This is a genomic window from Mitsuaria sp. BK041, assembly GCF_014193085.1.
Lineage (GTDB): Bacteria > Pseudomonadota > Gammaproteobacteria > Burkholderiales > Burkholderiaceae_C > Roseateles.
This window is the reverse complement of sequence record NZ_JACHYT010000001.1, coordinates 611,504-633,204: the sequence shown is the minus strand read 5'-3', so window position 1 is coordinate 633,204 and position 21,701 is coordinate 611,504. Positions and strand designations below refer to the sequence as shown.

General features: G+C 71.0%; 21 protein-coding genes. 9 read left to right on the top strand and 12 right to left on the bottom strand.

Annotated elements, in window-relative coordinates; all coding sequences use genetic code 11:
• Window positions 1–112 precede the first annotated feature (112 nt).
• Window positions 113–1,024 (bottom strand): LysR family transcriptional regulator, encoded by a 912-nt coding sequence (locus FHT38_RS02730; protein WP_183489647.1) that lies wholly within the window; start codon window positions 1,022–1,024, stop codon window positions 113–115.
• Window positions 1,025–1,168: 144 nt separating this feature from the next.
• Here FHT38_RS02730 and FHT38_RS02725 point away from each other — a divergent pair, with 144 nt between their 5' ends.
• From FHT38_RS02725 to leuD, 3 genes are read left to right on the top strand one after another with little or no spacing between them, the layout of a single operon-like run.
• On the top strand, window positions 1,169–2,215 hold the full coding sequence (locus FHT38_RS02725) for an alpha/beta fold hydrolase (RefSeq protein WP_183492371.1): 1,047 nt from the start codon (window positions 1,169–1,171) through the stop codon (window positions 2,213–2,215).
• Window positions 2,212–3,777, top strand: a complete 1,566-nt coding sequence (leuC, locus tag FHT38_RS02720; RefSeq protein WP_183489645.1) for a 3-isopropylmalate dehydratase large subunit — start codon at window positions 2,212–2,214, stop codon at window positions 3,775–3,777. Before FHT38_RS02725 ends, leuC begins: the two co-directional genes overlap by 4 nt.
• Window positions 3,774–4,412 (top strand): 3-isopropylmalate dehydratase small subunit, encoded by a 639-nt coding sequence (gene leuD, locus FHT38_RS02715; protein WP_183489642.1) that lies wholly within the window; start codon window positions 3,774–3,776, stop codon window positions 4,410–4,412. Before leuC ends, leuD begins: the two co-directional genes overlap by 4 nt.
• 29 nt (window positions 4,413–4,441) lie before the next feature.
• Here leuD and FHT38_RS02710 read toward each other — a convergent pair whose 3' ends face one another.
• The 4 genes from FHT38_RS02710 to FHT38_RS02695 form a co-directional block, all read right to left on the bottom strand.
• Window positions 4,442–6,703, bottom strand: coding sequence for a xanthine dehydrogenase family protein molybdopterin-binding subunit (locus tag FHT38_RS02710; RefSeq protein ID WP_183489639.1), 2,262 nt, complete (start codon window positions 6,701–6,703; stop codon window positions 4,442–4,444).
• Between the two features lie 11 nt (window positions 6,704–6,714).
• On the bottom strand, window positions 6,715–7,173 hold the full coding sequence (locus FHT38_RS02705) for a (2Fe-2S)-binding protein (protein WP_091721422.1): 459 nt from the start codon (window positions 7,171–7,173) through the stop codon (window positions 6,715–6,717).
• Complete coding sequence (locus FHT38_RS02700; protein WP_255488583.1) at window positions 7,170–7,994, bottom strand: cytochrome c family protein; 825 nt, start codon at window positions 7,992–7,994, stop codon at window positions 7,170–7,172. The genes FHT38_RS02705 and FHT38_RS02700 overlap by 4 nt, the downstream gene beginning before the upstream one ends.
• 116 nt (window positions 7,995–8,110) lie before the next feature.
• On the bottom strand, window positions 8,111–8,980 hold the full coding sequence (locus FHT38_RS02695; RefSeq protein WP_091721418.1) for a DMT family transporter: 870 nt from the start codon (window positions 8,978–8,980) through the stop codon (window positions 8,111–8,113).
• Window positions 8,981–9,069: 89 nt separating this feature from the next.
• Between FHT38_RS02695 and FHT38_RS02690 the strand changes: the two genes are divergently transcribed.
• Complete coding sequence (locus FHT38_RS02690) at window positions 9,070–10,404, top strand: PLP-dependent aminotransferase family protein (RefSeq protein WP_183489636.1); 1,335 nt, start codon at window positions 9,070–9,072, stop codon at window positions 10,402–10,404.
• 18 nt (window positions 10,405–10,422) lie between these two features.
• On the opposite strand, the gene FHT38_RS02685 is transcribed toward FHT38_RS02690, so the two are convergent.
• Window positions 10,423–11,346, bottom strand: a complete 924-nt coding sequence (locus FHT38_RS02685; protein ID WP_183489633.1) for a class I SAM-dependent methyltransferase — start codon at window positions 11,344–11,346, stop codon at window positions 10,423–10,425.
• A 380-nt stretch (window positions 11,347–11,726) separates the two neighbouring features.
• Here FHT38_RS02685 and FHT38_RS02680 point away from each other — a divergent pair, with 380 nt between their 5' ends.
• The 4 genes from FHT38_RS02680 to FHT38_RS02665 all read left to right on the top strand — a co-directional run bounded on the left by FHT38_RS02680 (window position 11,727) and on the right by FHT38_RS02665 (window position 16,203).
• Window positions 11,727–13,001: an HlyD family secretion protein gene (locus FHT38_RS02680; RefSeq protein ID WP_183489631.1), complete on the top strand. Its 1,275-nt coding sequence runs from the start codon at window positions 11,727–11,729 to the stop codon at window positions 12,999–13,001.
• A gap of 87 nt (window positions 13,002–13,088) precedes the next feature.
• Window positions 13,089–13,238, top strand: a complete 150-nt coding sequence (locus tag FHT38_RS02675) for a hypothetical protein (protein ID WP_183485208.1) — start codon at window positions 13,089–13,091, stop codon at window positions 13,236–13,238.
• Between the two features lie 107 nt (window positions 13,239–13,345).
• Window positions 13,346–14,089 carry a hypothetical protein gene (locus tag FHT38_RS02670; protein WP_183489628.1) on the top strand — a complete coding sequence of 248 codons (744 nt, stop codon included), beginning with the start codon at window positions 13,346–13,348 and terminating at the stop codon, window positions 14,087–14,089.
• On the top strand, window positions 14,086–16,203 hold the full coding sequence (locus FHT38_RS02665; RefSeq protein ID WP_183489625.1) for a peptidase domain-containing ABC transporter: 2,118 nt from the start codon (window positions 14,086–14,088) through the stop codon (window positions 16,201–16,203). Before FHT38_RS02670 ends, FHT38_RS02665 begins: the two co-directional genes overlap by 4 nt.
• Before the next feature lie 142 nt (window positions 16,204–16,345).
• Here the strand turns inward: FHT38_RS02665 and FHT38_RS02660 are convergent, their stop codons facing one another.
• The 6 genes from FHT38_RS02660 to FHT38_RS02635 form a co-directional block, all read right to left on the bottom strand.
• Window positions 16,346–17,137 carry a transporter substrate-binding domain-containing protein gene (locus tag FHT38_RS02660; RefSeq protein ID WP_091721396.1) on the bottom strand — a complete coding sequence of 264 codons (792 nt, stop codon included), beginning with the start codon at window positions 17,135–17,137 and terminating at the stop codon, window positions 16,346–16,348.
• A gap of 109 nt (window positions 17,138–17,246) precedes the next feature.
• Window positions 17,247–17,993, bottom strand: coding sequence for a hypothetical protein (locus FHT38_RS02655; protein ID WP_183489622.1), 747 nt, complete (start codon window positions 17,991–17,993; stop codon window positions 17,247–17,249).
• A 178-nt stretch (window positions 17,994–18,171) separates the two neighbouring features.
• Entirely contained in the window at window positions 18,172–19,239 is a 1,068-nt protein-coding gene (locus tag FHT38_RS02650) for a porin (protein ID WP_310737338.1), read from the bottom strand.
• Between the two features lie 46 nt (window positions 19,240–19,285).
• Window positions 19,286–19,465: a hypothetical protein gene (locus FHT38_RS02645; RefSeq protein WP_183489617.1), complete on the bottom strand. Its 180-nt coding sequence runs from the start codon at window positions 19,463–19,465 to the stop codon at window positions 19,286–19,288.
• Window positions 19,465–19,638: a CPBP family intramembrane glutamic endopeptidase gene (locus FHT38_RS02640; RefSeq protein ID WP_255488723.1), complete on the bottom strand. Its 174-nt coding sequence runs from the start codon at window positions 19,636–19,638 to the stop codon at window positions 19,465–19,467. Before FHT38_RS02640 ends, FHT38_RS02645 begins: the two co-directional genes overlap by 1 nt.
• Before the next feature lie 51 nt (window positions 19,639–19,689).
• Window positions 19,690–20,748 carry a response regulator gene (locus tag FHT38_RS02635; protein ID WP_183489611.1) on the bottom strand — a complete coding sequence of 353 codons (1,059 nt, stop codon included), beginning with the start codon at window positions 20,746–20,748 and terminating at the stop codon, window positions 19,690–19,692.
• 196 nt (window positions 20,749–20,944) lie between these two features.
• Between FHT38_RS02635 and FHT38_RS02630 the strand changes: the two genes are divergently transcribed.
• Window positions 20,945–21,652, top strand: coding sequence for a SapC family protein (locus FHT38_RS02630; RefSeq protein WP_183489608.1), 708 nt, complete (start codon window positions 20,945–20,947; stop codon window positions 21,650–21,652).
• The last annotated feature ends 49 nt before the right edge of the window (window positions 21,653–21,701 follow it).

Here is a 21,701-nt window from a genome sequence, read left to right as displayed (position 1 = left end):
CCCGCAAGCGGGAGAGGGAGTCCGCAGGCGCGGTGGCTTCTTCAGCACACGCTCGGTGGAACACCCTCTCCCCCCGCGGGGGAGAGGGAGGGGTGAGGGGTCTCGTCCCGCGTCACCAACCTCCGTCGCCGTCGCGATGCGGCTCGAAGCGCGCCATCAGGAAGTCCACCAGCGCGCGCGTCTTCGCCGCCAGTTGCGCGCGCGGCGGATAAATCAGGTGGATGTCCGCCGGCGGCAGTTCCCAGTCAATCAGCAGCGGCCGCAGCCGCCCCGAGCGCAGCATCGGCGCCGCCTCCCACCGCGAGCGCATCAGCACGCCGTGCCCATCCAGACCCCAGGCCAGCACGCTCTCGCCGTCGTTGGCCGCCAGCGGTCCGCGCACCTTCACCGTCTCCTTGCGCGCTCCCTGCTGGAAGTGCCAGGTGCCGAAGGTCTCGTCGCTCTCGCGGATGAAGAGGCAGGCGTGTCGTGCGAGCTCGCGCGGCGTCGCTGGCTCGCCAGCGCGCTTGAGGTAGGCCGGCGCGGCGCACAGCACGCGACGGTTGCGCGCCAGCAACCGCGCGGTCAGGCGCGCATCCGGCGGCGTGCCGACCAGGACCTGCAGGTCCACGCCCTGCTCGATCAGGTTGACCGGCCGGTCGGTGAGTTCGAGTTGCACCTCCACGTCCGGGAACTGCCGCGCGAAGCGCGACAGCGCCGGCGCCACATGCTTGCGACCGAAGCCGAAACTCGCCGACACCCGCAGCAGCCCCTTCGGCGCCGCCCGGCTCCCGGCCACCGTGCGCTCCAGCGCCTCGAGTTCCTCCAGCACGCGCGCGCCGTCAACGAGGTAGGTCTCGCCCTCCGGCGTCAGGCCGATGCGGCGCGTGGTCCGCTGCAGCAGCTGGACACCCAGCCGGCGCTCGATCGCGGCCAGCCGCTTGCTGACGGCCGGCGGCGTGACGCCCAGCTGCTGCGCCGCGGCGGCCAGGCTGCCTTGCTTCACCAACAGCGCGAAGAAGGCCAGGTCGGAGAAGCCGTCCATTGATGAACTCCAGGAATGAAAGAACTTCCAAAGTGGAAATTATGTCCGGCCGATTCACTTCCAGAATCAGGCCGACTTGGACCGCTGATCGTCCACCGTCGACGGCGATCCCGCCCTGGAGCCCACATGCCGCCCTACCCCGACATGGACGCCCCGTCGTCCCCATCCGCCCGCGCCGGAGTGCTCGAAGCTATCGCCGGTCGCGGCGCACTCGACGCGCTGTTCCCCGGCTTCCGCCACATTCGCGTTGCCACCGCCAATGGTGTGGATGTAGAAGCGACCGTCGGCGGCTCGGGGCCGCCACTGCTCCTGCTGCATGGCCATCCGCAGACGCGCGCGATCTGGCACAAGGTCGCGCCGGCGCTGGCGGAGCGCTTCACTGTCGTCGCCGCCGACCTGCGCGGTTATGGCGATTCATCGAAGCCGCCAGCGTCGACATCGACATCGACATCGACATCGACATCGGCGTCGGCACCAGGCTCGGCGACCGACGCATCCGCCTACAGCAAGCGGACGATGGCGGCGGACATGCTGGCGGTGATGCGGGCGCTCGGTCACGCGCGCTTCGACGTGCTGGCGCACGACCGCGGCGCGCGCGTCGCCCACCGACTCGCGATGGACGCCCCGACGGCCGTGCGGCGGCTGGCGCTGCTGGACATCGCGCCGACCCTGGACATGTACGCCGGCGCCAATGACGCCTTCGCGCGTGCCTACTGGCACTGGTTCTTCCTGATCCAGCCGGCGCCGCTGCCCGAGCGCCTCATCGAGGCCGATCCCGCCGCCTATGTCCGCGACGTGATGGGCCGCCGCAGCGCGGGCCTGGCGCCCTTCGATCCGCTGGCCCTGTCGGAGTACCAGCGCTGCCTCGCGCTGCCGGGCACCGCGCGCGGCCTCTGCGAGGACTACCGCGCCAGCGCCGGCATCGACCTGGTCCACGACCGTGAGGACCGCGACGCCGGACGGCGGCTCACCATGCCGCTGCTGGCACTGTGGGGCGAGCACGGCGTCGTGCATCGCTGCTTCGATCCGCTGGCGCTTTGGCGGCCGCTGGCGACGGACCTGCGCGGCGAGGCCCTGCCCTGCGGTCACTACATCCCCGAGGAAGCGCCTCAGGCGCTGCTCGATCGGGTCCTGCCCTTCTTCACCGCGCCAGACCGCGACATCGCCGCCGAAGCGGAGCGCCAGCCATGACCGCCACCAACGCCGTGACCGGCACGATCCGCGCCACGGACGCTGCTGACGCCGCTGACGCCGCGGACGCAAAGGACATCAGCGACTCGCCCATCGCGACGCCCGATCCCAAGTCCTCGAACGCCGCGCCGCGCACGCTCTACCGCAAGCTTGTCGACAGCCACACGGTGGCGACGCTCGACGCCCAGAACGTGCTGTTGTTCTGCGACCTGCACCTGATGAACGAGTACACCAGCCCCCAGGCCTTCACCGGCCTGCGCGAGCAGGGCCGCGGCGTGCCGATGCCGGGACAGCAGGTCGCGGTGGTGAGCCACATCATCCCGACGCATGCGGTGCCGTCGGCCCTGCGCGTGATCGCCGACCCGCCTTCGGCACTGCAGGCGAGCAACCTCAAGGCCAATTGCGACCGTCATGGCATCCGCCTCTTCGACACGACCGACGCGCTGCAGGGCATCGAGCACGTGGTCGCGCCGGAACACGGGATGATCCGCCCCGGCATGGTCGTCATCTGCGGCGACAGCCACACCACGACCTATGGCGCGCTCGGCGCGCTGGGTTTCGGCATCGGCACCACCGAGGTCGAGCATGTGCTGGCGACGCAGACGCTGGTCTACCGGGTCGCCAGGGACATGCGGATCCGCGTCGACGGCCCCCTCCCCGCGGGCACGACGGCCAAGGACCTGGTGCTGGCGATCATCGGCCGCATCGGCGCGCAGGGCGCACGCGGCTACGTGGTCGAGTTCTGCGGGACGACGATCGACGCGCTGTCCGTCGAGGCGCGCTTCACGCTCTGCAACATGGCCGTCGAGGCCGGCGCGCGCGGCGCGCTGATCGCGCCCGACGCGACGGCGATCAACTACGTGCTGGCCCGCAGTCCCGACCTCGCCGGCGAATGGCGCGAGCCCGCGCTCGCGCGCTGGCGCACGCTGCGCAGCGATCCGGGCGCCCGCTTCGATGCCGAGCACCGCTTCGACGCGGCCGACATCGGGCCGCAGGTCACCTGGGGCACCAGTCCCGACCAGGTCGCGCCGATCGACGGCCACGCGCCCGACCCGGCCCGGATGGCCGTCGGCCCGGCGCGCGACAGCGCCGAACGCGCGCTGCGCTACACGCGGCTCGAGGCCGGCGCGGCGCTGGCGGGCACGCCGATCCAGCATGTCTTCATCGGTTCCTGCACCAATGGCCGCATCGAGGACCTGCGCGCCGCCGCCGCCGTGCTGCGCGGCCGCCGCGTCGCGCCGGGCGTGCGCGCGATGGTGGTGCCCGGCTCCGGCGCGGTGCGCGCGATGGCCGAGGCGGAAGGCCTGGATCGCGTCTTCCTCGATGCGGGCTTCGAATGGCGCCAGCCCGGCTGCTCGATGTGCCTGGCGATGAACGACGACGTGCTTGCCGACGGCATCCGCTGCGCCTCGACGACCAACCGCAACTTCGAGGGCCGGCAAGGGCGCGGCGCGATCACCCACCTGATGAGTCCGGCGATGGCCGCCGCCGCCGCGGTCACCGGCCGCCTGACCGATGTCCGCCGACTGCCGCCCGTCCTCGGTGAGGAGAGCCCGCGATGAATCCCGTCCGCCGCATCGAGGGCCGCAGCGCGGCCCTGCGCCTGGAGAACCTCGACACCGACCAGATCATGCCCAAGCAGTTCCTGCGCGGCATCGACAAGCAGGGGCTGCGCCAGGGCCTGTTCCACGACCTGCGCTTCGACGGCGAGGGCCGCGAGCGGCCCGGCTTCGTGCTGAACCAGCCCGCCTACGCCGGGGTGTCCGTGCTCATCGGCGGCAACAATTTCGGCTGCGGGTCCAGCCGCGAGCACGCCGTCTGGGGCCTGCAGCAGGCGGGCATCCGCGCTGTCGTCGCGCCGGGGTTCGGCGAGATCTTCTATTCGAATGCGATGGGGAACGGGCTGCTGCTGGTGACGCTGCCGGAGGCCGAGGTGCGCCGGCTCATGGACGAGGCGGACGCGGTGCCGGGGAACACCGTCGAGATCGACGTGGAGACGCTCACGCTGCGCAGCGCCGGGGGCGTCGAGGCGCGCTTCGAGATGCTGCCGCGGCACCAGCGGATGCTGCTCGAGGGGCTCGATGCGATCGGGCTCTCGATGACCTACCGCGATCGGATCGAGGCCTTCGCGGCCGCGCATTGGGCGGCGCAACCGTGGCTCAAGGACGTGGCCCGGGCCAGCGGCGGAGGCCGCTGAAGCCCTTCGATGGAAAAGTCAGGCCGCAGTCAAGCCGGGAACGGCAGGCTGCGCCAGCGCTTGCCGGTGAGCGCCGCCACGGCGTTGGCGATCGCGGGCGCGATCGGTGGCACGCCGCATTCGCCCATGCCGGTCGGGGGATCCGCGGAAGGCACGATGTGCAGGTCCACCGGCGGCGCGTCCACATGGATGGGCACCCGGTAGTCGTGCCAATTGCTCTGCTCGACCTCGCCGTTCTTCAGCGTGATCGCCGCACCGGGCAAGGTCATGCCGATGCCCATCACCAGCGCGCCCTGCACCTGCGCCTCGATCGTGCGCGGGTTCACCGCGAGGTTGCAGTGCACCCCCGCCGTGACCCGGTGCAGCACCGGCCGCCCGCCCTTCATCGAGACCTCGACGACATAGGCCACCACCGTGTTGAAGGACTCATGCACGGCCACGCCCCAGGCCCGCCCCTTGGCGAGCGTCGCCTTGCCGTAGCCCGACTTCGCCACCGCCAGGTCCAGCGCCGCCAGGTGGCGCGCATGCTTGGCCAGCAGCTGCCGCCGGTAGGCCACCGGATCGAGCTTGCCGGCGCGCGCCAGCTCGTCCACCAGCGTCTCCATCACGAAGGCGGTGTGCGTGTGCCCCACCGAGCGCCACCACAGCACCGGCACGTTGGCCTTGGGGTGATGGACCTCCAGCGCGATCGGGAAGGGATAGGCGCTCTCGGCCACGCCCTCGGTCATCGTCGCATCCGCGCCGTTCTTCACCATGAAGTCCGCGAAGGGCGTGCCCATGGTGATGGACTGGCCCACGATCACATGCTTCCAGGCCAGCACCCCGCCCTGCCGGTCATGCGCGATCTCGACGCGGTGCAGGTGCGTCGGACGGTAGTAGCCGCCGCGCACGTCGTCCTCGCGCGTCCAGATCATCTTCACCGGCCCGGTCTTGCCCGCGGCGTGCCGCGCCTTGGCCACCTGCGCGGCCTCGACGACATAGTCCGAGGTCGGCGTCGCCCGCCGTCCGAAGCCGCCACCGGCGGTCATCGTGTGCAGCGTGACCTGCTCGGGCTTGAGCCCCAGCACGCCGGCGACCTGCGCCTGGTCCACCGTCTGGAACTGCGAGCCGACCCACACCGTGCAGCGATCGCCCCGGAAGTCGATGGTGCAGTTCAGCGGCTCCATCGGCGTGTGCGCCAGGTAGGGGAAGGTGAACTCCGCGGTGATGAGCGCCGGTGCCGGCTTCGCCGTCAGCGCCGCGGTGTCGGCCCGCTGGACCGCGATGCCCGGCTGCCTGGCCAGCGCGCGGAACTGCGCCAGCTGCGCCGCGCTGTCCACGCGCTCCACGCCGCTCAGGTCCCACTCGACCTTGACCAGCTCGCGCGCCTTGCGCGCCGGCCAGAAGCCGTTGGCCACGATGGCCAGGCCGGTCGCGCCGCCGCTCAGCGGCACCTGCAGCACCTCCTCCACGCCCGGCACCGCGAGCGCCGGCGCCGCGTCGAAGCGCGCGACGCGGCCGCCGAAGACCGGCGGATGGACCATGACGACGGTGCGTTGCCCCGGCAGCTGCAGGTCGATGCCGAAGTCCTGGCGGCCGCTGGACTTGGCGCGCGCATCGAGCCGGTTGACCGGCTTGCCGATCAGCTTGAACTGCGACGGATCCTTGAGCGCCACCGAGGCCGGCACCGGCTCGGCAAAGGCTGCCTGCGCCAGCGCGCCATACCCTAGCCGACGGCCGTCCGGCGTGACGACGCTGCCCGACTCGGTGCGCAGCTGCGCGGCCGGCGTGTTGAGCTGCTTCGCCGCGGCCGCGACCAGCATCGCGCGCATGCGGGCGCCGATCTCGCGGTACTGCTGCCAGGACGCCTTGATGCTGGTCGAGCCCCCCACCATCTGGATGTGGAAGAACGGATCCTTGTAGGCCTCGCCCGCCGGCGCGAGCTCGCAGCGGACCTTGCTCCAGTCCGCGTCCATTTCCTCGGCCACCAGCATCGGCAGCGCGGTCTGCACGCCCTGGCCGAAGTCGATCTTGCCGATGGTGACGGTGACGATGCCGTCCGCGTCGATCGCGACGAAGGCCGATGGCTGCTGGAAGGGCTTGAGCGGCTCCGGCGCGCCCGGCGCGGAGCCGCCCACCGACGCGTCCTGCGCGCCGCCGGGCGCCGCGTACAGCGCGAAGCCGGCGGCCAGGCCCAGCTTGAGGAAGACGCGGCGACCGAGGCCGCCCTCGCCCGGCGCGGCGGAGGACTCGGGCGCCTCGGCCAAGGCCGTCGGCAGTTCACCGCTGAGGTACTGGAGCATGGGGCGCATGGGAGGCTCCTTCAGGCGAGCGAGCGGGCCGCGTCCTTGACGGCGGCATGGATCCGCACGTAGGTGCCGCAGCGGCAGAGGTTGGCGCTCATCGCGGCGTCGATGTCGGCGTCGCTGGGCTGGGGCCGGTGCCGCAGCAGCGCGACCGCGGCCATGATCTGGCCGCTCTGGCAGTAGCCGCATTGCACGACGTCGTGCTTGACCCAGGCCTCCTGCACCGCCTGCCCGATGCGGTCGCCGCCGATGGCCTCGATCGTGGTGATCTGCTGGCCGGCGACGGACTCGATCGGCGTGACGCAGGCGCGCCGCTGCTCGCCGTCCACATGCACCGTGCAGGCGCCGCAGACCGCGACGCCGCAGCCGAACTTGGTGCCGGTCATGCCCAGCGTGTCGCGCAGGACCCAGAGCACCGGCGTATCGCCCGGCACGTCGACTTGCTGCGCTTGGCCGTTCAGGCGGAACGAGATCATGGCTGGCTCCTGCTCACCGTGGCGGTGGCGCTGATGGGGATGAGGGGGTCGGCCGGAGCGGCGGCGCCGGCCATCGCGCGCAGGTGCTCGACGACCTCGCGCGTCGATGCGGCCTTCGTCGATCCGATGGACTTGCGCAGCGGCTCGGTGGCGTCGCAAGGCGCGCCGTTGCGGATCCAGGCGCGCACCTGCGTGTCGAAGGCCGCCTTGTCCAGCGGCGGCAGCGCGCGGCCCGGCCCCGGCTGCCATCCCCAGGCGACGAGGTGGTCGGTGACCAGGTGCTGCTCGATCATCGCGAGAGAGCGGTGACCGTTGGTCGCGGGCTCGCGGAAGACCTTGCACAGCGCCGCGCCCTTCAGGCCGAGCCAGGACATCTTCATGGTCTCGGGCGGCATGTGCCAGCCCGGCTTGCCGTCGGTCTCCAGCCCCGGCGGCGCGTGCTGGAGCGGGCTGTTGCGCGTCGAATGGCAGGTCGCGCACTGCAGCGGCGCGACGCCCTTGCCGTCCGCGCCGCGCTGCACTGGCGGATAGTGGACCCGGCTGAAGTCGCCCTGCAGCGGCGCATTGGGCACATGACAGTTCAGACATCGGGGATGGAGCAGCACGCGCTCGAGCTGCGCGAAGGCGGCCAGGCCTTCCTGCCGGTTCGGCGTGGCCGAGATCGGCGTCGGCTGGAAGGCGGCGCCGTCGGCCGCGCTTGCCGGCGCCGCCGCGGCCATGAGGCCCGCCACGACGACCACGCACGCCGCGCCCAGCACCGCCGAGCACGCCAGCCTGCATGACGCGGGCATCGAGACATCCGCTGCGAAGCGATCACCCATGTCGACCTCCTGATGGCTGCGTCGGGTTGCCCCGCAGTCTAGAAAGGCGACGGGCGACGCGGCTTGCCTGATCCGACGGGAGACTTGCCCATTTCGACGGCGCGGTCCACGAGCGTTCAGCGGGGGCGCGAGAAGCGGCGCGCACCCGCCACGCATCCGATCACGGCAACGGTGACCGCGAGCATCGCCGGACTCACCGCTTCCCGCAACAGGCCCGCGGCCAGCGCCAGGCCGAACAGCGGCTGCAGCAGCTGCAGCTGCCCCACCGCGGCGATGCCGCCCTGCGCGAGCCCGCGGTACCAGAAGACGAAGCCGATCAGCATGCTGAACAGCGAGACATACCCCAGCCCCGCCCAGGCCGCGGCGCCGACCGGCGCGAAGCTGGCCGGCACGCGCCACGCGGCCAGGGCGAGCATCGGCGGCAGCGCCAGCACCAGCGCCCAGCAGATCACCTGCCAGCCGCCGAGCGTGCGAGAAAGCCGGGCGCCCTCCGCGTACCCCAGGCCGCAGACGAGGATGGCGCCCAGCATCAGCAGGTCGCCCAGCGGCGCGGCGCGCAGGCCCTGCCCCGCCGCGAAGCCGATGACGCACAGGCTGCCCAGCACCGAGAAGATCCAGAAGGCCGCGCGCGGGCGCTCGCCGCCACGCAGCACGCCGAAGGCAGCCGTCGACAGCGGCAGCAGCGCGATGAACACGATCGAATGGGCCGAGGTGACATGCCGCAGCGCCAGCGCCGTCAGCAGCGGGAAACCGATCACCACGCCGGCCGCGACGATCGCGAGCGGCCCGGCCTGCGCGCGCGTGGGCCGCGGCGCGCGCAGCAGGCGCAGCGCCGCCAGCGCGATCAGCCCGGCGATGGTGGCGCGCGCGGCGGTCAGGAACACCGGGTCGAAGTCGGCCACCGCGACCCGCGTCGCCGGCAGCGAGCCGCTGAAGATCAGCACGCCGATGAATCCGTTCAGCCAGCCTCGCGATGCGGTGTCCATGTCCCCGATGCCTCGATGGAAGAAGGGCCGCAGGGTAAGCGGGCTCATCAATACAATCAAAAAATTGTCATGGATACAGGCGGTGGCGCATGGCGGAGCCCAGGTACAAGGCGGTGGTGGACCGGCTGGCGGCGGAGATCCGATCGGGCGCCCTGCCCGCGGGCGCGCGGCTGCCGACCCATCGGGACCTCGCGACCCGCGAGGGCTTCGCGCTGGTCACCGCGACCCGCGTCTACGCCGAGCTGCGGGCGATGGGACTGATCAGCGGCGAGACCGGCCGCGGCACCTTCGTCAAGGAGACCGCGCTCGCGCCCGGCCAGGGCGTGGACCTGGACGCGGTGGCGGCGGACATGGTCGACCTCAGCTTCAACTACCCGTCGCTGCCCGGTCAAGCGGAACTGCTGCGCGGCGCCTTGCGCCAGCTGGCCGGCGCGGGCGACCTGGAAGCGCTGCTGCGCTACCAGCCGCATGGCGGCCGGCCCGCCGACCGCGCCGCGATCGCGCGCCATCTGCGGCGACGGGGCCTCGAGGTCGAAGGCGACCGCGTGCTGGTCGTGGACGGCGCGCAGCACGGCCTGGCGGTGACGCTGATGGCGCTGCTGGAGCCGGGCGACGTGGTCGCCGTGGATGCGCTCACCTATCCCGGCTTCCGCCTCGTGGCCGGGATGCAGCGGCTGGAACTGGCGCCGTTGCCGGCGGCCGGCGCGGGGCCCGACCTCGATGCGCTGGAGGCGCTGTGCCGGCGCCGCCGCGTCAAGGCGATCTACACGATGCCGACGCTGAACAACCCGCTCGGCTGGGTGATGGCGGCCACGCGCCGGCGCGAGCTGGTGGCGCTCGCGCGGCGACACGACCTGCTGATCATCGAGGACGGCGCCTACGCCTACCTCGCCGACCATCCGCCGCCGCCCCTGGCGATGCTGGCGCCCGAGCGGACCGTCTACGTGTCGGGGTTCTCCAAGAGCGTCGCGGCGGGGCTGCGGGTGGGGTTCGCCGTCGCGCCGGCCGCGCGGGTCCACGCGCTGGAACGGGCGATCCGCGCGACGACCTGGAACACGCCCGGCGTGATGACGGCCATCACCACCGGCTGGCTGGAGGACGGCACCGTGGCCCGGCTCGAGGCGCACAAGCGCGAGGACGCGCGACGCCGCCAGCGCCTGGTGGCGGAACGGCTCGGGACGATGAAGCGCATCGCGCATCCGTCGTCCTACTTCGTCTGGTTGCCGCTGGGCGAGGCCGTGCGCGCCGACCAGGTGGCGATGGCGCTGCAGCGCGAGCGGGTGTCCGTGTCGACGGCCGAGCCCTTCGCCACCACGCCGCAGGCGCCGCATGCGATCCGGCTGGCGCTGGGGTCGGTGGACCTGGTGCGGCTGGGCGCGGCGCTGGACCGCGTCAGGGCGGCGATCGAGGCCAGGACCTTCTGACCGCGGCCGCCCCGCCCGTCAGGCCGCCGGCTGCCGGTAGACGAGCACCTTCAACGACCGCTCCTCCGACTCGTCCGCGAAGGCCGGCGGGTTGGCGACGCGTTCGATGAAGGCGAGTCCGGGCGCCTCGGCGGCGACGAGCTCGCGCAGGAACGCGGTATCCAGCTTGGGCGTGTTCAGGCACACGAGCGCATGGCCGCCCGGCGCCAGCAGTTCCGGCAGCCGCCGCACCAGGCGGGCGTAGTCCTTGGTCGCGACGAAGCTGCCCTTCTGGTAGCTCGGCGGGTCCAGCACGACCAGGTCGTAGGGACCGCCGCGGCGGATCTTCCCCCACGAGCTGAAGATGTCGTGCGCATGGAAGGCGGCGCGGTCCTGCACGCCATTGAGCTGGTGGTTGCGGCGACCGGTGGAGAGCGCGCCGCGGGCCATGTCGTAGTTCGCCACGGTCGCGGCGCCGGCCTGCAGCGCGACGACCGAGAAGGCGCAGGTATAGGCGAACAGGTTGAGCACCCGCCCATCCGGATGCGCCGCCGCCCAGCGCCGCACCCAGCGGCGGCCTTCGGCCATGTCGAGGAAGAAGCCGTGGTTCTGTCCTTGCGCCAGGTGGACCACGAAGCGCGCGCCGTCCTCCTCGACCACATGCTCGTCGGGGATGGCGCCGGCCATCAGGCGGTTGGTGGGACGGTGCTCGTCGCGGTGCTGGAACATCCAGTTCAGCGGCTCGCCCGGCGCCACCTCGGCCCAGCGCGCGGCCAGCGCCTCGCCGATGCGGGCCAGGTCTTCGTGTTTCACCGGCGCGAAGCTGGTCAGCACCCAGACCGGTGGATAGACATCGAGGGCCCACTGCTCGCAGCCGGGAAACAGGCCGCCGCGACCGTGGAAGAAGCGGCCGGGGCCGCTGGGCCGGGGAAGCGTGGCGATGACGTCGAGGAGCGCTTGCATGGGGAGTCCGGGAACGGGGGCGCCAGTGTAGACAGGCGCCCCGCCATCGTGGGCCTCACGCCACATCGCGCGCCGATTTCGATCACGCCGTGCAGCGGCATGCCCCCGGCATCTCCTTCCACAGCTTGTGGAGACTGCTGCAAATGCGGCAGCACTTCGCCAGGGCCGACCGACAGATCGAAGCATCGATACACCTGCATCCGGCAGTGGGCTGATCAACGCGAGTCAGCCGAAGGCCCGTCCTGTTCGCCGTGCATGCCGCCGCGGCGAAATCAATCCTCATTCGGAGCCACCCCGTCGCCGTCGCGGCCGAGGCCCGCGGTCACCAAAGAATCCTTCCCATGGCCGCACCAGCGGCGTCATCGGCGAAGGAGCGGCACATGTTTCGAGCGGCGGTCCAGGAGTTCCAGCAGGCGCCATGGATGGGCACCATCCGCGTCGCGCAGCGGCCGGCCTTCCAGGTGGTGGCCGCGGTGGCGGTGCTGCTGGCGACCGCGCTGATCGCTTTCGCGCTGATCGGCCAGGTCTCGCGCAAGGCCCGCGTGCCGGGACTGCTGATGCCGGTGGGCGGGCTGCTGCAGGTGTCCTCGCCGCTGGCGGGGCAGGTCGAGGCCGTGCTCGTCGGCGAGGACGACGAGGTGCGCCAAGGCCAGCCGCTGCTGCGGGTGCGCAGCGAGCGCCGGGTGGACGGCAGCGACATGACCGCGCTCAACCTCCGCGCGATCCAGACGCGCGCCGGCAGCTTGGCGACCGAGCGCCAGCTGCAGCGTCGGCAGGCCGGGGACAGGCAGGACACGCTGAGTGACCGCCTGCGCAGCCTGCGCCTGGAGGCGACGCAGGCGGGCGAGGAGCTGGACATGGTGCGCGCCCGCGTCGCGCTGGCGCAGCGCAGCCGGTCGCGTTACGCCACCCTGGCCGAGAACGGCTTCGTGCCCGACACCCAGGTGCAGCAACGGGACGAAGAACTGCTCGACCTGCGGGCGCGGGAACGCGGCGCGCAGCGGTCGGTCGAGAACCTGAGCCGCGAGGCGCGCGCCATCGAGGCGGAACTCGCCGCGATCCCGACGACGCTGGCGACCTCGCTGGCGCAGCTGGACCGGGCCGCGGCGCAACTCGAGCAGGAGCGCGCGGAGCTCGAGGCCCGGGCCGGTCTGGAGGTGACGGCGCCGCGCGATGGCCGCGTCAGCGCGCTGCCGCTGCATGCGGGCCAGGCGGTGCAGGCCGGCCAGACCCTGGTGACGCTGACGCCGGTCAGCGCCGCGACGACGGACGCCGACGTGCTGGTGGCGCAGCTCTATGCCCCGAGCCGCACGGTCGGCTTCATCCAGCCCGGACAGCAGGTCTGGCTGCGCTACGCGGCCTACCCGTACCAGAAGTTCGGCATGGCGCTGGGCCAGGTGGCCCACGTCAGCCCGACGCCGATCGCGCCGCAGGACCTGCCGTCCGGACAGGCGCAGGCGCTGGTCAGCGCGGCCCAGGCCAACGAGCCGCTGTACCGCATCGACGTGCGCCTGGAGCGCCAGGCGATCGCCGCGTATGGCCGCGATCTGCCGCTGCGCGCCGGCATGGCGCTCGACGCCGACGTGACGCTGGAGCACCGGCGCATCTGGGAGTGGCTGCTGGAACCGCTGCTGGCGACGGCCAGGCGGATCTAGCGGGACATCGATCTTCCGGCGGCGAGTGATCGACGCCGGGGAAACGGCGGCCGACCGTTCTCGGCCCTTCAACTGACGGAGATTGAAATGACGGAACTGACTCAAGACGAGATCGATCAAGTGCATGGCGGCGGCGGATTCCTGTCCAAGTTCGCCAAGTTCATGGTCCGCTGCGCCGCGTCCTACCTCGGCGCGCACTTCGGGCTGACCGGCCCGGTGGCCGCGCGCGTCAGCTGATGCGCCTGCCCAGACCTTGCGTTGACTCGACCTCACCTGCGGCCGGCCACCTCCGTGGCTGGCCGCTCACCGCGTCGCGCCGCGACGGCGCATGACAGCCTCCAGCAATGAAACGCACCCTGTTCACCGGCCTGCTCGGGTTGATCGGCTTCGCGGTCCTCGGCGGCGCTTCGGCCGAGCCCGAGCTCCGGGACCCGATCCCGCTCCCCCGGTCCGATATCTCCGGACAGTCCGTCCATCGGCATCACATTCCCTTTCGCGGGGCGGGCCAGGCTCTGGCCTTCGTCAAGTCCTACCCGGGTCCGCAGGACCGGGTGCAGTGGTACCTGCGCCTGCTGCCATCGGATCCCGCCACCTTCTCCTTCGAGCAGCTCGCGCTCGCGGTCGAGGACGCCGACACCCTCATTCCCATCCCGACAAGAAAAGGATGGGCCCCGTTGCCCGCCGCATTCGCGGTCGACGCCGCGAAGGCCCGATTCGTCGTCAATCGGCCGAAAGGCAGCGTGTCGCTCGAATACTGGATCGCGATCGCCCCGCGCGCCGATGACCGCTACCCGGTCGACGGTCTGCGCGAGGCCTGCGCACAGGCGGTGGCCATGTTCAAGGCCCAGGGCTGGCTGCAGGCGCTGCAAGCGCGAGACCTGCAGTGCGCCGATGTGACCTTCCTGCCGCTCGACGATGCGCTGACCGTGACCGGACGCGATGCCAGCGGCGCGCCCGTGAACCTCGAGGTCCGGCGGACCGCCCGCGGCCCCGCGGTGGTCGTGCCTCTGGAGGAACAGGTCCATGAGGTCACGGTGACGCCGGGCGGCGGCCCCTACGTCATCGTCGTGCGGCAGGAGGATTCATGACCCGGCCCACCCCGATCCTTCAATCCGAGGTGGCCGAATGCGGCTTGGCCTGCCTGGCGATGATCACGACGGCCCATGGCCAGGCCACGACGCTGCAGGACCTGCGCCGGCGCTTCCCGGTCGCGCTCAAGGGCATGAAGCTGCGCGACCTGCTGGAGGTGGCTGCGGGCATTGGTTTCTCCGGCCGGCCGCTGAAGCTGGACCTGCCCTTCCTCGCCAAGCTGTCGCTGCCCTGCATCCTGCACTGGGACATGAACCACTTCGTGGTGCTGGCCCGGGTCCGCCGCGGCAGCGTGACCGTGCTCGATCCGGCCGTCGGCGAGCGCCGGCTGAGCCTGGACGAGGTCTCCGCCCATTTCACCGGCGTCGCCGTCGAATTGACGCCCAACGCCGACTTCAAGCCCGCCGCGCCGCCGCCGCGGGTCTCGCTCGCCGCGCTCACCGGCAAGGTGCTCGGCCTGCGTCGATCGCTGGTGCAGATCCTGCTCGTCGCGCTGGTGCTGGAGCTGTTCGCGATCGTCGCGCCGCTGTGCAACCAGCTCATCATCGACGACGTCCTCACCTCGGGCGACCGCGACCTGCTCAAGGTGCTGCTGATCGGCTTCGGCCTGCTGCTGGTGACCCAGACGGCGCTCGGCCTGGCGCGCTCGTGGATGCTGGTCCTGCTGACGCAGACGCTGTCGCTGCAATGGCGGGGCAACACCTTCGCGCATCTGCTGCGGCTGCCGGTTGGATTCTTCGAGCGGCGCCACCTCGGCGACATCACCTCGCGCTTCGGTGCGGTCGACGCGATCCAAAAGACGCTGACCACCGCCGCGATCGAGGCCCTCCTCGACGGCCTGATGGGTGTGGCCGCGCTGGTCATGATGCTGATCTATGCCTGGCCGCTGGCGCTGGTCGTGATCGCCGCCGTGCTGCTGTACGGCCTGCTGCGCTGGGCCGCCTACCGGCCGCTGCGCGACGCGGCCGCCGAACGGCTGGTCGTCGCCGCGCGGGAAAGCACGCACTTCCTCGAGACCCTGCGGGCGATGACGCCCCTGAAGCTCTTTGGCCGCGAGCAGGAGCGGCGCGCGCAATGGCAGAACCTGATCGTCGAGGTCCAGAACCGCGATGTCCGCACCGCCAAGCTGTCGATGGCGATGAGCACCGCCAACACCTTCCTCTTCGGCGTGGAGAACCTGCTGGTGCTCTTCCTCGGCGCCGGGCTCATCCTGGACGGGCAACAGGCCGGCACGGTCACGATGACGGTGGGCATGCTGTTCGCGTTCCTCAGCTACAAGGGCCAGTTCACCGGCCGCGTGTCGGCGCTGATCAACTACGCGGTGGAACTGCGGATGCTGGGCCTGCATGCCGAACGCCTGGCCGACATCGCGCTCGAGCCGCCCGAACCCGACGAGGTGCCGGACCATGACCTCGCGCACCTGGAGGCTAGCCTGGAACTGCGCGACGTCAGCTTCCGCTACGGCGAGCGCGAGCCCTGGATCCTGCGCCACGTGAACCTGACGGTGCCCGCCGGCCAGAGCATCGCGATCACCGGCCCGAGCGGCTCGGGCAAGACGACGCTGCTGAAGGTGCTGCTGGGGCTGCTGGCGCCCGAGGAAGGCGAGGTGCGCTACGGCGGCATGCCGATGCGGCAGCTCGGATTGAGGAACGTGCGCCGGCAGATCGGCACGGTGATGCAGGAGGACGTGCTGCTGACCGGCTCGCTCGCGGACAACATCGCCTGCTTCGACACGCAGCCCGATCCGGAGCGGGTGCAGGCCGCCGCGATGCTCGCGCAGATCCACGAGGACATCTGCCGGATGCCGATGGGCTACCAGACCCTGGTCGGGGACCTGGGCAGCGGCCTGTCGGGGGGGCAGAAGCAGCGGGTGCTGCTGGCGCGGGCGATCTATCGACGGCCGAGGATCCTGGCGCTCGACGAGGCAACCAGCCACCTCGACGTCACACGGGAGCGGGCGGTGACCGCCAACCTGGCCCGGTTGCCGCTGACGCGATTGATGATCGCGCACCGGCCGGACACCATCGCCGGCGCGGAGCGGGTGATCGTGCTGGAGGGCGGCGCGGTCGACGAACTGCCGCGCCCGGCGGGGAGAGACACGCTGGCCACCTGAGCAATGGCCATTTGAGCGATGGGCACCCGAGCGATGGTGACCGGAGCGACGGCCACCTGAGCGACAGCCACCTGAGCGACAGCCAACTGAGCGACGGCCGGCGCCGGTCGGCACGCGGCGTGGACCGCGCGCCGGCCAAGGCTCACTTGTTGTCGATGGGCTTGCTCACGTCGCGCTCGAACCACTTGGTCGAGATCCGGGCGTAGGTGCCGTCGGCCTGGAGATCGGCGATCGCCTTGTCGATGGCGGCCTGGAACTTCGGGCTGCCCTTGCGGAACGGGATCGCGTTGGTAGCGGGCTTGCCGATGGCGGCGCCGGCCTTGATCGGCAGCTTGGTCTTCTCCTTCAGGTAGGGGATGAGCAGGCTGTCGTTGAGGGCGGCGTCGATGCGGCCGGTGGCCAGGTCCTGCAGGTACTCGGTGGCGCCGGGATAGGTGCGCACCTCGGCGCCGTCCCAGGTCTTGGCCAGGTCGGCGAAGTTGCTGCCCTGGCCGACGCCGATCTTCTTGCCCTTGAGATCGGCCGGCGACTGCAGCGGCCGGGTCTCGTTGGCGCGCACGATCAGCTGCGGATAGGAGGTGACGTAGGGCGCGCTGAAGTCGAAGGTCTTGCGGCGCTCGTCGGTGGCGGCGACCTGGTTGACGATGACGTCGTACTTGCCCGCCTGCAGGCCGGCGAGGATGCCGCTCCATTCGGTGGTGGTGAATTCCGGCTTCACGCCCAGCTTGGCGGCGATCGCCTTGGCGATGTCGACGTCGAAGCCGTCGAGCTGGCCCTTGGCGTCCTTGAAGTTGAACGGCGGGTAGGTGCCCTCGACGGCCACCCGCAGCGTGCCGCGCGACTTCACGTCGTCGAGCAGGTCGGCGGCCTGGGCCGCGAGGGAAGCGCCGGCGAGCAGCGCGGCGGCGATCAGGGAAGTGCGGAAGGCTTTCATGAGGCCCCTCGTTGTTCGTAGGAGGGGCCGATGTTGCCACCAGTCGTTGGCATTCCCTCGCATATGGATATGCCTGGCCGCAATGAGGGACGGGGGCCGCCCGAGGCGCTCACTGGCTCACGCAGAGCACGACCTGCTCCTTCGCAAGCAGGTCCTTGCGCGTCACCACCTGGTTGATGTGCAACAGAAAGGCCTCGTCCCGCTCGTGCTTCGCCAGCAGGGTGTCGTTGACCATGGTCGCGGGAAAGGACTTGAACACGCAGCCTCGGTGCTGGAGCGTCGCCACAGCGGCCTCGATCGCCAAGGTGCCGGCATCGGGATGAAGGGTCCGGTAGAGCAGGAAGCCCGCCATGGCGGCCGCAGCCACCACGCTCCCGATGGCGGCCGTCATCAGGAGCGCCTCCCCGGGCGATCGCTTGACGAAGCCCGCAGTACGCATGCCCCGAGACAACAGCCGGTCTCCGATGATGACCTGCGGCTCCGTGAATCGATGGGCTTCGTCGGGGAGCAGATGGATCGCGATGAACAGCTGCTCGTCCGGATCGAGCTTGTCCAGCCGGAACTCGCTGACCGGGCGGTCGTAGGCCACGGCCATGGCCACGGAGCGGCTCGAGCCTTCGACGTTGGGCTCGTACTCGGGCGCGAACGGCAGTTTGATCCGCACGTTCCTGAGGACGACGGAAGACAGATTGGTGAGGCTGAGCCAGGCCAGCAGGAAGCCCTTCTGACTGTGAATCTTCTTCAAGGCCACGTCGGGGACCCATTGATATCGGGGCTCGACGAAGGTGTAGGCGATCGGCGGCGGGGCTTTCCTGAGTAGGGGGATCAACGAAACGACGGTGTCTACGAGGGCCATGGGTTGCGTGTCGGCAATGCGGGGCGGCCAGTGTCCACGTCGGCCCGAGGCTCGCTCCGCCCGCAAACCCTCACGCGGCCGAATGCCGGCAAGTTTTCACGCCCCTCGGAAGGGTCGACGCCCTGCGTCGATCGGTGCCGCGGAGCCGGTGGGGTGCGCCCGATCCGGGATCAGCGAATCAGAACGCGTGCCGCAGTCCGAGCGCGACCTCCGTCGGCTTCTCCCCCGCGCCCACGCCCAGCGGGTTGATGGCGAAGTCGTAGGCCGCGCGGGCCTGGTTGTCGATGCGCGAGACATACGCATAGAGGCCGGTGCGCGGCGAGAGCGTGTAGTCCGCGCCCAGCGTCCATTGCCGCGCGCCCGTGGCGTCGCCCGCCGAGACGAAACCGATCCGCGCGCCCGCCGGCCCCTTGCCGTCGGCGGCGTCGGTGAAGCTCGCGCGCAGGTTGAAGCGGTCGACCTGCCAGGTGGCCGCCATGAAGAGCGCGGTGCGGGTCAACGGACCGAGTGGCGTTTCGTACCGGAGGCGCTCGATGGCGCCGCTCAGGCGGGCCGGACCGACGCGATACGCGGCGCCGAGTTTGGTCGCCGTGTCCGTGCGACCAGGGCCCTGGTAGCCGCGGTGCTGTTCGTGCGCGAGGGAGACGTTCCACGGGCCGTCGTCCCAACTGAGCGAGGCGGACCACAGGTCGGGCTTCGAGCCACCGGGGCCGATCTCGCCGTCGTTGAGGGCGTAGGCGACGCGTGCGGAGAGCCCCTGCCAGCTGGGGCTCCAGTACTGGACGATGTTCTGCTGGCGCCGGTCGAAGGACGCGGTGTTGCCGAGGTGGTTGGTGGTGGGCGCGGAGCCGTTGGCCATCAACGCCATGTAGCCGGCGGTGGTCGGGTACCAGGGGTCGAGGGTGCTGGTGGCCAGCAGATACGGCGTTCCCCAATGACCGGCGAAGACCAGCCCGTAAGGCGTCTGCAGGCCGACGCGCGTGTCGCGGTTGGCGAGCGATGTCCCGGCGCCGGTGTCGAGCGCCAGCGAGCCTTCGATCTGGAACACCGCCTGGTAGCCGTCGCCCAGATCCTCGGCGCCGCGAAAGCCGATGACGGAGCGGTTGTTGGACTCGCGGTTGACCGCGCGATCGCGTGGCGCACGGGCGACATCGGCGTGCTCGAGGGAGACGTTCAGTCGGCCGTAGATCGTGACGCTGGATTGGGCCTGGGCGCCAGCCGCGATGAGCGCGAGAACCGCGGGCACGAGCGAAGGGAGGAAGCGGTACTGCATCGGAACGAGGGAGGTGAACTCATCCCGATGTTGATTCGGCGGCGGCGATTGCGGCTCTCTCGTTCGGGGGAGCGGTGGCGGCGCGCCGGCTTGCGCGGCGATGCCAGCACTCGAAGGCGAGCGCGAGCAGGATGAGCGCCAGCCCGATGGCCGGCCGCATGGGCGCGAACTCCTCGGCGCTGAGCAGCGGTGACACCATCAGGCTGCGGCCTTCAGCAGGTCGACCGTCACGTTCATCGACAGATGCAGGGCGGTGGTGCAGACCAGCGACCGGGTGCGCCAGAAAACGACCCCCAGCAGCAGCGCGCCGGGCACCACCAGCACCGCGTCCTTCGGCGGATGCATCAGCGTGAAGATCAGTGCCGCGCCCAGCAGGCGCCTCTCGGCGCCCTCTTGATTCCAGGACCAATAACCTCGAACGCGTCATCCTCCGCCCGGCAGTTCCCGTCCCTGCTCATCGACAAACCTCACCTCCACCTGCCTGAGGTGCTCCCGGAGACCCAGCACTCGGCGGCGCAATTCCTCCAGTCCGAGTTGCGGCCCTTCGTGCTCCAACCGATGGCAAGTCCGCGCCGCCTCGCTGAAGCCATACAGCGCGAAACTGCCCGCCAGCCGATGCGCGATCCGGAACACCCCGTCCCCGGTGCCTGCGCCGATCGCCAACTCCATGTCGTCGAGCGCCTGGAACCGCGAGGACAGGAACCCCGGCAGCCATGGCTTGAGCTCCCCGGGCACGCGGGCGATCAATGCATTGCCCGCCTCCGGCGCCGGGGGCTCCTGGGAGGTCTCCGGCCCGATCTCGAATCGGTAGCCCTGGCCATACACCGACCGGATCAGGTTGTGTTCCGGCAGCAAGGCCGCGAGCTTCTTGCGGATGTTCTTGACGTGGCTGTCCACCGCCCGATCGAACACCCCCACCGCGTCGTCATAGGCCAGGTCCAGCAGCTGCGCCCGGCTGAACAGCCGCCCCGGGTGCTGCACCATCACGGACAGCAGCCGGTACTCCTGCGGCGTCAGCTCCAGTTCCTGCCCTCGGCAACGGATGCAGCGCCGCAGTGAATCCACCTGCACCAGCGCGTCTTCATCGACCGCCGGTGCCAGTCGTTGCGCGCCGCGCCGCGCCAGCACCCTCACCCGCGCCACCAGTTCCGCGGCGCTGAACGGCTTGCAGAGGTAGTCGTCGGCGCCGGCATCGAACCCGGCCAATCGATCCGCCTCCTCCGCCTTGGAGGTCACCATCAGCACCGGCACCTGGCTGAAGTGCCGCAGCCGCCGGCAGACCTCGACGCCGTTCAGTCCCGGCAGGACCACGTCCAGCATCACCACCGCCGGCGCGATCGCTCGGACCACCGCCTCCGCGGCGTCCCCGCGCGCCAGATGCCGGATGTCGAATCCCGCCGCCTCCAGGTGATGCCGGATCAGTTCGGCGATCGGGGCCTCGTCCTCGACGACGAGCACCAGCGGAGGGGAAGGCGCGGACATGGGGAATGGGGGCTCGGAACGGACCAGGAAGCCGAAGAAGTCTTCCAAAAGATTGTGTAGCAATTGGGGAGGGCTCCCTCCCCTCCGGGCCAATCGCATTTGCCCCCCATTCCCTCCCTAGACTCGCGCCCCCGTCAGCAGATCCAAAAACATCCGCGGCGCTGGCGGGACATCGCGGGCATCGAGGGAAAAATCCATGGCTGAACTGCTCTTCTATCGCGAGCCGACCTTGCTCGACCGCGCCGGCCACGCCGCGCTGCGCTACACCCCCAGCGCCGACTTCGGTTTCACCCGCGAGGTCAACTCCGTCCCCCTCCTGGCGGTGGAGTTCTTCGAGGCCAGCCGCACGCTCCCCGTGTTGTTCGCCGACGACGCCCAGGAGCGCCGCTTCCCGCTGGCGCTGCTGTCCCTGGCCAACGACCACAACGCCCAGCTCGCCAGCGACGGCCGCTGGACCGGCGGCTACACCCCCGCCTTCGTGCGTCGCTATCCCTTCGCGCTGGACGGCGACAAGAACGTGTGCTTCGACCGCGCGGCCGCCCACTTCACCCTCGAGGGCCAAGCCCTCTTCGACGGCGACAGCCCCTCGGCCACCCTCCAGGGTGTGATCGGCTTCCTGCGTGAGTTCGATGCCGAGCACGCCCGCACCCGCGAGTTCTGCGACGCCCTCCAGGCCAAGGACCTCTTCAAGCCCTTCGTGCTGCAGGTCATCACCGCCGACAAGCAGACCGCCCGCCTCGGCGGCCTGAGCGCCATCGACGAGACCAAGCTGCAGCAGCTCGACGCCGCCACCGTCGATGCGTGGTTCCGCCGCGGCTGGCTGGCCTGGATCCATGCGCACCTGCATTCGCTGGGCGCGCTCAAGCGCCTGGGCGACCAGCTCGACACGCGCGCCGCGGCCTGATCGCCGCGCCACCGCCCGCACCCACGCCCCCCGGGCCTCCCCCCGGCCC